This window comes from Flavobacterium sp. AC105 (assembly GCF_979258495.1).
On the sequence record NZ_OZ409860.1, the window covers coordinates 3,065,927 to 3,080,461 of the forward strand.

Sequence of the window (14,535 nt, forward strand, 5' to 3'; positions counted from 1 at the left end):
TGTTAGGTGGTATTACATTAAGTTTATAAATTCATCAAAAGCTTCAGAGATATCTTCCGGTTCATCGATACTGTTTTCCTGCGGAAATTCGACTGTGTTTAAATACGCAACAAACTCCTCAACATTTGGATTTTCGAATAGCGAAACTACTCTGACATCTACACCCAATTGTTTATTGATTTCAGTCTGTATTTTGACGATTTTTATAGAGTTTGCGCCCAGATCAAAGAAATTATCGAGTATACTTATTCTGCTTGCTTCGATCTTTAACTCGTTTGCGATAATCTGTATGATTATTTTCTCTTTTTGAGTTTCTGGCGCTACGTATTCTTTTTCGCTGGTAATTTTAATTCCGTCTGCGTTTCCTAATTCTTTTTTATCAATTTTTCCGTTTATGGTAATCGGCAATTGTTTTAAAGCAATAAATGTTGAAGGAATGCTGTAATGCGGAATTATATTTTTAAGAAATGTTCTTAACTGCTCCAGCGATACTGTATCTGTTGTAACGATATACCCTATTAAACTTTTGATATTGAACTCATTTATATCTACTAGTACAACAGCTTCATTAATTTGATTATGCGTTAGTAAAGCTTGTTCTACTTCTCCAAGTTCTATTCGATATCCGGAAACTTTAACCTGATCGTCTTTTCGTCCCAAAAACTCGATATTACCATCCGGAAGCCATTTTCCGGTATCGCCGGTTTTATATAGACGTTCTCCTTTTTTATACGGATGTTCTATAAATTTTTCTGCGGTAAGTTCTGGTCGGTTTAAATATCCTTTGGCTAATCCGGCGCCTCCTACACATATTTCGCCGATAATTCCAACTGGCACAATTTTGTGATCCTTGTCCAGAATAAAAGTTTGCGTATTGGCAATTGGTTTCCCTATTGGGATATTTCCTGACGGAAGTTCTTCGCCTTTAAGCAAACCATACATTGCAGAACAAATACTGGTTTCTGTAGGACCGTAAGCGTTGTAATAATTGCCTAATTTCAGGTATTCTTTCACTTTATTGTAAACCGGAGGTTCTCCTGCTGTAATTAAAGTTTTAAGTCGGCTTACTGCTTTTAAATCCATCAGGCTCAAATAAGAAGGCGGAATCGTAGCGATATCAATTTCCTGCTCAACAATGTATTTTTCTAACATTTTAGGATCTTCTCTGTGTTCTTTATCGATTACACATAAACAAGCGCCGGATAAAAGAGCGGTAAAGATTTCTGATATTGAAGCATCAAATGAAAATGAAGCAAATTGTAACCCGTTGTTTTCAGCATTAATATCAAAAAGGTCAATTTGGGCAAAAATGGTGTTTACAATTCCTTTATGTTCAATCATTACACCTTTCGGATTTCCAGTTGAACCAGAAGTATAAATAATATAAGCTAAATCGTTGGGCGTAAGATTTACATCTTCAGATTTTTCATTATAAATTGATGGATTAAAATCATTTATATCGAATAAAACGCCGCTATAATCGTCCTGAACAGTTTGATCCGTAATTAGTAATTTAATCTTGGTATCTTCATAAATATAAGATTTGCGGGATTCAGGATATGCGGTATCTATCGGAATATAAACAGCACCGGCTTTCATGATTCCTAAAATAGCTATGATTACTGCAGCATCTCTTTCTAATTGTACGCCTATAAAATCTCCTTTTGCAACGTTATATTCATTTCGCAAACAATTGGCTAATTGGCTGGAAATAATATCCAGTTCCTGATAGGTATAATTTTGATTTTTGAATGATAATGCTTTATTGCCCGGAGTTTTTAAAACCTGAGAAGCAAACAAATCAACCAATGTTATATCGGTAGTATATGCTTCTGAATTTCCATTAAAATCAAACAGAAGTTCCTGTGTTTCTTCTTTAGAGATATACTCGATATCTTTTATTTTTTCATCCGGATTTTCTAAAACGATTTCCAATAGTTGTTTGTAATGTTTTATAATTCGGGATACTGATTCTTCCGAATAAATATCCGTGTTATAAGTAATGCTGAAGGACAAATAATCTCCTTGTTCCTGAAAAGCAATATCCATATCGAACTTAGAAACTTTATATCCTTTATTTTCGATTGCAGAAAAAGCGTTTGGATCAAGATTCGCATTTTCGGCAACATCTCTCATGTTCTGCAACATCAGCATGACATCAAATATGGCGCTTCTGCTGGTATCGTTTCGAATATCAAGATCGTCTACCAGAGAATCAAAAGGATACATTTGGTGCTCATAAGACAGGATTGTGTTTTCTTTTACAGTGTTGTAAAAAGACTCAAAGCTTTCCTCAGCCTGAATTGTATTTCGTAACGGAAGCGTATTGATATAAAAACCAATCTGATCGTTTAAATCTGCGTGGTCACGTCCGGCAATTGGCGTTCCGATAATAATATCATTTTCTGATGTGTATTTATGAAACAAGATATTCCAGACAGCCAATAATCCGATAAATAAACTACCGCCCTGATTTTGTCCGTATTTTTTAAGACGGTTCGTAATTTCCGGCGAAATGTAGGTTTTAAGGCTATTTCCGGTATAGGTTTTAATAGCCGGTCTCGCTTTTTGATACGGTAAATCTAAAGTAGGAAGTTCTCCCGCCAGGCTTTTTAACCAATAGTCTTTATGGCTGTTATTTTGTTCCTGCTGCAATTGATTTTGCTGCCATGCAGCATAATCCTTATACTGGATTTTTAATGCCGGCAATTCGCTTGGTTTGCCTTCTAAATAATACTCATATAAAGCAAATACATCTTTTGCAAGAATATCGATCGATGAACCATCGCAAATAATGTGGTGCATATTATAATAGAACACATAATCAGTAGCTGAAAGCTGTAAAATACTAACGCGTACTAATGGTCCGTTTTGCAGATCAAATGGCGCATAAGAATCTTCTTTTATGTACGAAGCTACATTTTCGTCCTGATGCAGATCTGAGCTGTAATCGATATAATTTACGGCGAAACCCAGTTCTTTGGTCGTTTTTATAACTTGTCTTACTTCTCCTTCGTTATTTACTTTAAATACGGTTCTTAAAGCTTCGTGTCTGTCTATGGCAGCTTCTATAGCTTTAGAAAAACACGCAACATCGTACGTTCCTTTTAAAGTTATTTGGGAAGGCATATTATAAACCGAAGTATTTCCGGTAATCTGACTTAAAACCCATAATCTGCGTTGTCCTGCCGAAGCCGGATAATCTGCCGCATCCTGAACTTTTTCTATCGAAGTATGTTTGGTTATTGCTGCATTTTTAATCAAATTGGCGTGTGCGCTTATTGTCGTGTTGGCAAATACTTCTTTTAAGCCCAGTTTTACATCAAACGCTTTATGATATTGATTAATAAGCTGGATTGCTTTCAGGCTGTGACCGCCTAATTCAAGAAAATCATCTTGAGTTCCTATGTTGTCTAATTGCAGAATTTCTTCCCAAATTGTGGTAATTTGTTTTTCAAAATCATTGGAAGGCGCAACATACGCAGCACGCGATAATGTTCCTGTATTTAACGTAAGCAAATATTTTTTATCGACTTTTCCGTTTACCGTTAACGGAATCGTATCTACAGTAATAATTACCGAAGGAATCATATATTCCGGCAATGTATGCGCCAGATATCTTTTTATTTCCTTTTGATCTTCTTTTTGAGAAGAAACGATATAAGCAACAAGCTCTTTTTTGTCCGCATTTCTGGCATCAACCAAAGCAACAGCCTGATTGATATTGTTGTGAAGTACAAGTTGTTCTTCTATTTCGCTTAATTCGATTCTATATCCTCTTATTTTGACCTGATCGTCTTTTCTTTCCTTGTAAATAATTTCTCCATTGTCCATCCATCTGGCTACATCTCCGGTTTTGTACGATGGCCCATTTTGTGTGGTAATAAATCGTTCGCTGTTAAGTTCTGGACGGTTTAAATATCCTTTTGCAACTCCGGCGCCAGAAATTATAATTTCTCCGTATCTTCCAATATCGCAAGGATTTCCCTGAGCATCTACAATAGAGATAACGGTATTGGCAATTGGTTTCCCAATACGAACCTGAGATTGCGTTGCCGTCATTTCCTGAATTATACAGCCAACTGTGGTTTCCGTTGGTCCGTATTCATTAATGATGCGGATGCTGCTATCGATATTCCACACGTTTTGCAATTGATTTTGCGTAAGCTGTTCGCCGCCGCAGATAATTATTTTTACGTTTGTTTTTTCGATCGTCAATTCTTTCAATAAAGAAAGATGCGACGGTGTTAATTTTAAAGTATCAATTTCAGGGTTTGTAAAACTTTCCGTTAGCAATTCATTAATAGGTTTTGCATCAGATCCTATCCATAATTTTTTGCCTCTTGTTAAACTTGTAAAAAGGGACGTAATCGTAAGATCAAACGAAACCGACGTAATTAATCCCCAATTTCCTGTTTCTGTATCGCCAAAATAATACTCATTTGACCATTGGATATAGTTTAAAAGATTGGCATTTGTGATCAGGCAGCCTTTAGGTTTTCCGGTAGATCCGGATGTATAAATGCAATACGCGATATCTTCCGGATATGTTTTGTTGAAAGTTGAAATATCCGCTTTTGTTTGAAATATGTCGCCTTTTGAAGGATCAAGAACAGTTACATTCGAAAATGCTTCATCTGCTGTAATCGCCGGTGTACTTACTAATATTTTACAAGAAGCATCTTCCAGAATAAATTGTATACGATCTTTTGGATAAGCGGTATCCATCGGAATATAATAGGCTCCGGCTTTCATAATTCCCAAAACACTAATTACAAAATCTGGTGAACGATCGAGTAAAACGGCAACAGGGTTTCCTTTTTGAATGCCACATTCGTGGATTAAATAATGTGCAAATTGATTTGATTTTTCGTCTAATTCCGAATACGAAATTGAAATATCATGATAAGATAATGCTGTATTTGTTGTTTGTAATAATACCTGTTGCTCAAAAATTGCTGTAACGGAATTAAAAAGTTCATAGTTTTTTAAGGTGTTATTTGAAGCATCTATAATATCCTGACCTGCCAAAATATTTTGATTTGTAAACGTCGCTTTAAGCTGTGCCGCAATTAAATTTATGGCTGTAGCCGAATATGAAGCCGAATCATAATACAAATCCAGTACTATTTTATCGCCATAATCTACTGCTGTTAGTTTTAGTCCGAAAACATCTGTAACGCTGTATAAATCTTTTATTTTTAAAGTATCAGACGAATCTTTTACTTCTAAAAATTCATATACATAGTTGAAAATTGTGGCATCGCTGACTGCTTTGTCGTGAATTCTGTTTACATAAAAATAATCCGACCACATTCCGATTTCTTCTACTGATTTTTGAAGAAATGCTGCAACTTCTTTTTCGGATAATCCTGCTAATTCTTTTACATGAATTGGAAGCGTTTTTGAAACTAATCCAAACGTGTTTTCTAATTCCGTATAATATCTTTTGTATGGAAGATATCCAAGTGTAAATGAATCTTCATCGAATCGTGACAAATAAGTCGCAAACTGAGATAAAACCAAATTTTCTACTGAAGAATCTTCCTGAACAGCTTTCGTTTTTAAATCGTTATACGCATCACCATCAATAACACAAACTGATTTTCTTTTTGGAACAAAAGCATTGTTTGTTTTGTTTTTAAAAGGCACAACATCTTTGGTTAAATCTATGCTGTAATTTTTCCAGAAATTAACGCCTTCTTCTTCCGGATCACTGAATAATTGCTGTTGCCAGGCCGAAAAATCCTGATATTCTACAACTTCTCTTTCTTCTTTTTCATACGAAGCTTCATCCAAAATCGCTTTTGAAAGTTCATTGCACAAAAAAGCAGTGCTGTAACTATCTGCCCAAAGCGCAAATAAACGTATTACCAATACTTGCTTTCCGTTTAAATCTTTAAGCAAACGAAAGCGAATAGCATCATTTTGCAAAGGATCATAATCATATCCTAAAGATTCCTGGGCAATTTTTGCAATATTAGTTTCATCCAGCGTCTGAACTGTGCGTTCGATTATTTCTGTTTCCTTCGCCTCAGATACCATTTGTAGTGGAAAAACAGCATTTGATGCGGCGCTCATTTTAAACAATAAGGTTTCATTTTTACGTATTACAAGTGCTAATCCGCGTTGTAACTTTTCTTTGGTTACATCACTTCCCAAATCAATAACAACCTGATTGTAATAATCCTGCATGTTTGCTCTGGCTACACTCCATAAGTTCATTTGATTGATCGATAGCTGATACGCTTCAACGTTATTTATGACTTCTTTTTCCATTATGATAGTATCTGATTAATTAGGTATTTTACTGTCCGGATATGGTTTGAACAGCATTCTGGTTTGGTCTGTATTAAAATAAATTTGTTGGGTAATCAATGCACATGGTATAATCCCTACGGGATATTTTATCAGGCGGAATTTTATATTTGCTACCAACATTTAAATCCTAACGGATTATCGTATTGGAAACTTTTGGTATTTGCTACCAGTATTTAAATCCTAACGGATTATCGTATTGGAACTTTTGTTATTACTACCAACATTTAAAATCCTAACAGATTTTCGTATTGGAACTTTTGTTATTTGCTGCCAATATTTAAATCCTAACGGATTAATCTTATTGGAATCTTTTGTTACGTAAATTCTAAAAGACTATCTCGTAGAGATTATATGTTGGTAGCAAAAAACAATTACAAAGCCCAATATTGTCCCGTAGGGACTACATCTGATAGACAAGGAATTAATCAATCCAATTTGTATAAACGGGATATTTTATCAGGCGGAATTCTATTTTGCTATGCCGAATAAATTCCTCGAAAAAGGCCAAAATCGAAGGTTTTGTCATTTCGACGAAGGAAAAATCTCCACAAGTAATTCCGTAACGAAAATCCAATCTTTGTCGAGCTTCTCACGGAGATTTCTCCTTCGTCGAAATGACAATATTGTGTTTATACTTTGCTGTTTTATGAAATAATTTTATTTCTAAAAACTTAACTTAATACACCCAACCGGTTAAAACAACGACGCTATAATTTGTCTGCTTCCTTCGTACGGGCTTCTTCCGTGGGACATCAGCATATTATCCAGGAATAATACATCACCTTTTTCCCAAGGAAATAAAACGGTTGCTTTTTGATACGCTGCTCTTATTTCTTCTATTTCTTCTTTAGAAATTTCGGTTCCGTCTCCAAAAAAAGTATTATTTGGAAGTTCGTCTTCGGTTTTAACCAAATCAAAAAATGAAGCTTCAAGAGCATATTTATTAAAGAAATAAGCGTGATTAAACCATATTTGATCTCCTGTATTCGGATGTTCCCAAATGGCTTTTTTATTCCATGTCAAAACTAAATTGGTGTCGCTTTTCCACTCATACGAAATTCCCTGTTCGTCGCAAGTAGCTTCTACGTCTTTTTTGTTTTCAGTCTGAAAAACTTCTTTCCACGATAAACCGTATGCTTCGTTGAGGTTTCTTACATATCTCACTCCTTTTTCCAGGAATTTATTTCTTGTTTTTTCGCTTAAAAACTGCAATACTTTTTTATTATCCGCTATTGGGGTTTCACCTTGTTTTTCGGTAGGAACGATACAGCAAAAAACAATATTACGAGGATGAACCGGCGCATAGGAGCTTTCGCTATGCATTTCGATATGATATTCCTTTGGATATGTTGTCGTGTGGTATACATTTTTACCAACCGCATATCTTGGCGATGATCTCAGGTTATATTCCAGCGGTGTATCGGCATATATTTTGCTGAAATCTTCAAATTTTTCGACCGTATTAATATGAAATCCTCTAAAAAGTAAAGCGCCGTATTGATTCACTTTTTCTTCAAATTCGGCTCTGTTTTGCGAAACCCAGTCGTTTAATTGCATGCCTACTGTTGCAGGTTTTACAACTAACGGAAATCCTAATTCTCCGGGTAAAACTGAATATTCAACAGTTGCTTTATTTGTTACCGTCTGAGCTTTGATATTTTTTAATTTTTGTATGCTATTTATCATGATTTTATTTTATTAAATACAGTTTTCAGGACTGTTGTTAGAAATATTTTTAAATACAAGATGCGTCTGAATTAGTCTATTTTTTAACCAGTTTAAATTTGTTGACATTCAGGTTTCGCAAGTTTTGTTTTGTTTCTTTCTGGAAATCGATATCACTTATTTTTTCCTGACTATTGTCTAACAATTGCGACAATAGATATTTGAAACTATTCATCAAACCTTTCATACAGCTCTGATTGTAAACATCTGTGTTGTAATTAATATCGAAATATAAATAGTTTCCGATTTCTTTGAAGTTAATCAGCATATCCAGTTTTGCCCCTCTTTCGTCCTGAACAATAATTTCATCTGTTTCGTCTTGCGTAAACTGAAATTTGCCGTTGTTTTCACCCGTATTATGATACGAAAGCATCACATCATACAGCGGATTACGGCTTGTATCGCCTTTTACTTTTAAGTCATCCAGTAAATTGTCAAAAGGATACATTTGATGTTTCGTGCTTTCGAACATTACATCTCTTACTTTTTCGAATGTCTGATCAAAATTTTCTTCGGAATTCATGGTGTTGCGAATCACCATATTGTTGAAATAAAGTCCAATTTGGTTTTCAAGATCAACGTGATCTCTTCCGGCAATTGGCGATCCTATCAGGATATCTTTTTGGTTGGTATATCTGTAGAATAAAATATTCCAAACCGTTAATACGCCCGTAAATAGGGTTCCTTTATTGGCTTTGCAATACGCTGCAAGTCGGCTTGTATCTGTGTCCGAAATTAAGGTTCTTAAAGTCTGACCGTTATTTGTTTTTACTTTAGGTCTTAATTTCTGACTCGGTAAGTCTAATAAAGCTCTGTCACCGGAAAGTGTCTGCAGCCAATATTGTTTATGATTGTCAAAAGCACCGTTTTCTAATTGCTGAATTTGCCATGCAGCAAAATCCTTGTATTGAATACCCAATGCCGGAAGCGAAGCCGTACTATTGTTTTTATACGCATTATAGAAAGCCAAAACATCACGTTTTAAGATGTTTTTGGAAACACCGTCACCAATAATATGGTGCATATTATAATAGAAGATATAATCCTTGTCTGAAACTTGCAACAATGCAATTCGCAACAACGGTCCTTCATCTAGGCGAAATGGCTGTAATGCATCTTGCGCCATATAAGCTGCTGCTGCGTTTTCGATATTTTCAGCGCCTCTAAAATCGTGTTCCTGAATTTTAAAATCAATTTCTGCAGCAGTGCGGATCCATTGTCTGACTTCTGAATTATCAGCGGCTTTAAATACGGTTCTTAATGTTTCATGACGTTCGATAACGGCGTTAATAGCTTGCTTTAAAAGCGGAATATCATATCCTTCCAAAACAAGATGCGCCGGCATGTTGTACGAAACATTACTTTCTTCTGACTGGCTTAAAACCCACATACGATATTGACCGCTCGAAAGTGCGTAATGATCCTGTTTTGCTACCGGTTCGATTTTTTCGATTTTAGTTTCAGCAGCGGCATCAAATAATAAAGTGCAATGCTCTTCGATTGTTTTATTGATGAATAAATCTCTTAGTTCTAATTTGATTCCGTATTCTTTATGATATCTCGTAATAAGTCTTGTAAGTTTAAGGCTGTGTCCGCCAAACTCAAAGAAATTATCCAAAACCCCAATGCGTTCCCTGTCCAGAATTTCTTTCCAGATCGTTACCAATTGCTCTTCGTTGCTGTTGCGCGGTGCAACATATCCGTTTGCATCTGTTCCTTGTGAGGCTACTTTTGGTAAAGCTTTTTTGTTCACTTTTCCGTTAGAAGTAAGCGGCATTTCATCAAGGGTGATGAATATGGTAGGGATCATATACTGCGGAAGGCTTTCTGAAAGATATTCTTTGAAATTATCTAATGTATATCCTTCTTTCAAAACCACATATCCTACCAATTCTTTGGTATAATATTGATCTTCGTTTACAATAACCGCTGCGTGATTGGCGTACGGGCAAACGTTTAAAGCAGCTTCTACTTCGCCAAGCTCGATTCTGAATCCTCTGATTTTGATTTGTTTATCGTTTCTTCCTAAATATTCAATATCTCCGCTAACAAGGCGTTTTGCAACGTCTCCGGTTTTATAAAGTCTTTCTTCAGGATTAAACGGATTGGTCATAAAACGTTCTTTCGAAAGTTCCGGACGGTTTAAATATCCTCTGGCAACTCCTGCTCCGGAAACGAATAATTCGCCGGCAACTCCCATCGGAACTAAATCAAAATTTTCATCGAGAATATAACAGCTCATGGTTGGAATTGGTTTTCCGATATCACTTACATTAAGGCTGATTTCGCGCGCTCCAATTTTTTTGAATGTTACGTGTACCGTAGTTTCTGTAATACCGTACATGTTGATCAGACTGCAATTTGGATATTGATTTGCCCATGGTTTAAGAACTCCGGGCGTCAGGGCTTCTCCTCCAAATATGACATAACGAACATCCAAAGGTTGATTTTTATCGGTTACTTCTTCCTGTAAAGCATTAAATGCAGAAGGTGTCTGGTTTAATACCGTTACTTTTTCATCGGATAATAATTGTGCAAATGCTTTGGTATCTTTTGCTACAAGTTCCGGAACAATTACTAATCTTCCGCCGTATAATAAGGCTCCGAATATTTCCCAAACCGAAAAATCAAAAGAATAAGAATGGAATACGCACCATACATCTTTTTCATTAAAATCATATAAAGGCTGATCTGTAAAGAAAAGTCTCACTACATTTTCGTGTTCGATCATAACTCCTTTTGGAACTCCTGTTGTTCCTGAAGTATAAATTACATAAGCCAGGTTTGATAATGGTAAATCTAACGCCAGGTTTGCAGTAGGATAATCCGAAAATAAAGTGTCGGCATCGTCTAAATTTATTTGCTGAATATGATCTTCTAATTTTACCGTTTCGCTGCTTTTTGTACTTACCAATACCATTTTTGAATCGATATCGTTCAGAATAAAATTGATACGATCAGCAGGATATTCGGGATCAATTGGCACGTATGCGCCTCCGGCTTTTAAGATTCCGAAGATTCCAACAATCATTTCAAAAGAACGATTGATACACATTCCCACCATACTTTCAGGACCTACGCCTTTTGCTGCTAAATATCCTGCTAACTGGTTTGCTTTTTCATTTAATACCTGATACGTCATTTGTTTTCCGTCAAGCGTCAAAGCAATCGCATTTGGAGTTACTGCGACTTTTTCTTCAAAAATGTCTACAATATTTTTATCAGATGGATATCCTACTTCAGAAGCATTGTATGTTTTTGTAAGCGCTTTTATTTCTTCTGCTTCAAGCATATTAAAATCGCCAATTGTAGTAAATTTTTCGTCTACCATTTCGCAGATTGCGGTTCTAAAATGCTCGGTAATCATTTGCACGAATGCCGCATCCATAATAGAACTGTTGAAGGTAAAATCGATAACAAGCTTGTCTTTTAATACCGGCTGAATGGAAAGCAAATAGTTGTTATTCTCTTTTACATTTACGCTTTCTATCTCTAAAACAGGTTTTTGTTTGCCATCGCCGCTTTTTGACGGATAGTTGGTAAAGGATAATAAAGAGTCGAAACAATCGCCTTTAATTTCATTCCATTGCTGGATTTTACTAAGCGATGTATGCTGAAAATTTCTTGCCGCTACAGCTGTTTTTTGAAGCATTCCTAAAAAATCTGCAATGGTCTGGCTGTTGTCTATTTTAGCCCTTAACGGAATTGTGTTGATATACAATCCTACTTTGCTGTCATAATTTAATTCTGCCGGACGTCCTGAAACTGTAACTCCGTACACAATATCTTTAAGACCTGTATATTTTGACAATAAAATTGCCCAGACGGCTTGTGTTAATGTATTTGGCGTAACATGATTTGATTTTGAGAAATCATTGATTTTTTGTGTTAACGGTCCATCAAAATCAATGGTAATACGTTCGTATTTTCCTTTTCCCTTATTGCGTTCATGCGAGGCTTTACAGAAAGGCAGCAAGGATGGCTCACTAAAATCCTGCATATAAGACTGCCAGAATTCTTTTTCTTCAAAAGCATCTATAGCTTTAATATGGTTGATAAAATCTTCGTATTTGTCTTCTTCCTGTGCTTCAAGTGCAGTGCCGTATATTAAGTTGGTGTAGGCTTTTATAACTTCCTGAATAATAACCTGTCCGGACCAGCCATCCCATAAAACGTGGTGTTTTGTCCAGATCATTTTAAAATCATTTTCACCAAACTTAGCAATCGTAATACGCATCAATGGCGGATTTGTAAAGCTGAAATCTTCAAATCGGTCTTCGTCTTTAAGTGTTTTGAATTTTACTGCTTTTTCTGCATCTGTGCTGTTTGTTAAATCAATGAAACGCAATGGAACTGCTACTTCTTTATTTACAAATTGAATGGGAATATTTACTTTATCATAAATAAATCCGGTTCTAAGGATCGTATGATTATTGATAACATATTGCCAGGCTTTTTTGAACAGTTCTATATTTAAATCAGAAGAAAAACTAACGTCAAATTGCGTGTGATACGTCGTGTTTTCTTTTGATCCGGTATTGTATAAATACGTGCTGTGAAACAAAATACCTTCCTGAACTGGGCTTAACCCATACATTGAAGAAATATTTTTTCTGTCTAGTTTAAAATCTTCTTTCTTTAAATAAGTAATAATATCTGCCTTATTTTCTTTGATAAAAGAAGTAATATCAGGGCGTTCTGTAATGGTTTTAATGTCTGAAGGTGTCAATTTTCCTTCTTTTCCTAATAAGATTAAATCCTGCCCATTAATTTTAAGCTGAAATCCAAGGCTGTTTAAGTTTTTAATGAATTTTTCCATGATTTTAAAAATATTTCCAGTAGTAGCGTAAGCACTCTTTAATGGTTAATTATTAATGGTTAATTGTAAATTGTGAATGGTTAATTTTAAACTGTTGACTGTAAACTATTGACTGCAAACCGTTTACTGTAATTAATTAAGTTGTTATGTGCCATTAGGCACTAAATATTGGTAGAACATTAGGTTAAAAGATCTGGAGCGTGCCGTAGGTACGCAACAAAACGATTTCTATTGCGTACCTACGGCACACTAAATCAACTTGTATTTCTGATTTTCTATCAATATTTAGTGCCTAACGGCATTTTTAACTTTGTGCATTTTAAATAAGTGAAATGCTTTTTTAGGTAGAAAATCTATATTTCTATGTGTTTAAAACAATTATCAGAATACTGCGATGCCTATTAAAGTATCTTCATGTTCTGTAGCTGTTTGAAGAATATCTTCTATACTTTCTAAGAAAGTTTTAATAGTCTCAGGCTTGAAATAGAGATTATTATAAGTCAGTATAAAATCAAATGTGGTTTCTTTTTCCTGTACCAAAAGATTAAGGTCATATTTTCCTAATCCCTGATTTTTGTATTCGAAAGGTTCATCCTGATTTTTTTCTCCATCATATTTATCATAGAGATATAAAACATCAAATAATGCCGTTCTGCTCATATCCTTTTTCGGATTGATTTCTACAACCAGTTTATCAAAAGGGATTTCTTTATTATTCGAAGCTGTTTCCCAGGTATTGGCTACAACTTCGCAAGCATCTGCAAGTGATATATTTTCTTCAAGAATAGATTGTAATACGACTAAGTTTTCTATCGCTCCAACAGTTGATTCGGTTAGATCGCTACGCATATTCATCAATGTTCCGATCACGATATCTGTAAGTCCTGAAAATTTAGCCAAAGCCATTTTATAAACCGCCAAAGTCACTATTTGTGATGTTGTGCCATTGATCGCAGCAAAAGATTGTAAACGGTCTTTGCTGAAAGAAAAAGCGCTTGTTGCGGCTTCGTAAACGTGAACCGGAATTCTTTCTGTATCTGTAGGAACATATAATACCTGAATGTTATCGAGTTTTTTTCTCCAATATGCAACAAGTGTTTCTGTTTCGAAAGGATCAACCGCCTGCTCCCATTCTGAAAATTCTTTGTATTGCATCGTAAATCCCAATGAAGCTTCCGGATTGTTTATAAAACTTAAAAAATCTTCTTCAATAATGCCAAGACTATAACGGTCTACAATTGCATGGTGAAAAATAAACAGGATTCTTGTATGGTTTTTCGTGCGTTCAAAAAAGGCTTTTACCAGTAATCCGTTTTCAAAATCAAAAGATACTTTGCGCAGTTCTTCCTGATTTTCCCTAAGATCAGCACTTTCGTTAAGAAGTTCGTTAATTGCAGTTTCTTCAGGATTAGTAATCAATTGAAAAATCTGATCGCCTTCTCTTATGATTTTGGTTCTCAAGATATCATGACGGTTGAGCAATTGTGTAAAAGCACGATAAATGGCTTCGGTACTCACCTCTTTTTCTATGGTTAAACTCAACGGAATATTGTGATAGACAGGTCCTCCTTCATAGAGGTAATCTCTTTCGAAATGATCTATAAACCACATTCTTTGCTGGTGATATGACACTGGTAATTTCATATAATTTATGGTATTTGGTAATTAAT

At 35.3% G+C, this 14,535-nt stretch carries 4 protein-coding genes; all 4 read right to left on the bottom strand.

Annotated elements, in window-relative coordinates; all coding sequences use genetic code 11:
* Positions 1 to 12: 12 nt before the first annotated feature.
* The 4 genes from ACZ0AH_RS12735 to ACZ0AH_RS12750 all read right to left on the bottom strand — a co-directional run bounded on the left by ACZ0AH_RS12735 (position 13) and on the right by ACZ0AH_RS12750 (position 14,509).
* Positions 13 to 6,279 carry an amino acid adenylation domain-containing protein gene (locus tag ACZ0AH_RS12735; RefSeq protein ID WP_463476169.1) on the bottom strand — a complete coding sequence of 2,089 codons (6,267 nt, stop codon included), beginning with the start codon at positions 6,277 to 6,279 and terminating at the stop codon, positions 13 to 15.
* 735 nt (positions 6,280 to 7,014) lie between these two features.
* A complete protein-coding gene (locus ACZ0AH_RS12740; RefSeq protein WP_463476170.1) occupies positions 7,015 to 8,007 on the bottom strand; it encodes a TauD/TfdA family dioxygenase in 993 nt (330 codons plus the stop codon).
* A gap of 76 nt (positions 8,008 to 8,083) precedes the next feature.
* A complete protein-coding gene (locus ACZ0AH_RS12745) occupies positions 8,084 to 12,865 on the bottom strand; it encodes an amino acid adenylation domain-containing protein (RefSeq protein ID WP_463476171.1) in 4,782 nt (1,593 codons plus the stop codon).
* Positions 12,866 to 13,246: 381 nt separating this feature from the next.
* Entirely contained in the window at positions 13,247 to 14,509 is a 1,263-nt protein-coding gene (locus tag ACZ0AH_RS12750; protein ID WP_463476172.1) for a condensation domain-containing protein, read from the bottom strand.
* Positions 14,510 to 14,535: the final 26 nt, after the last annotated feature.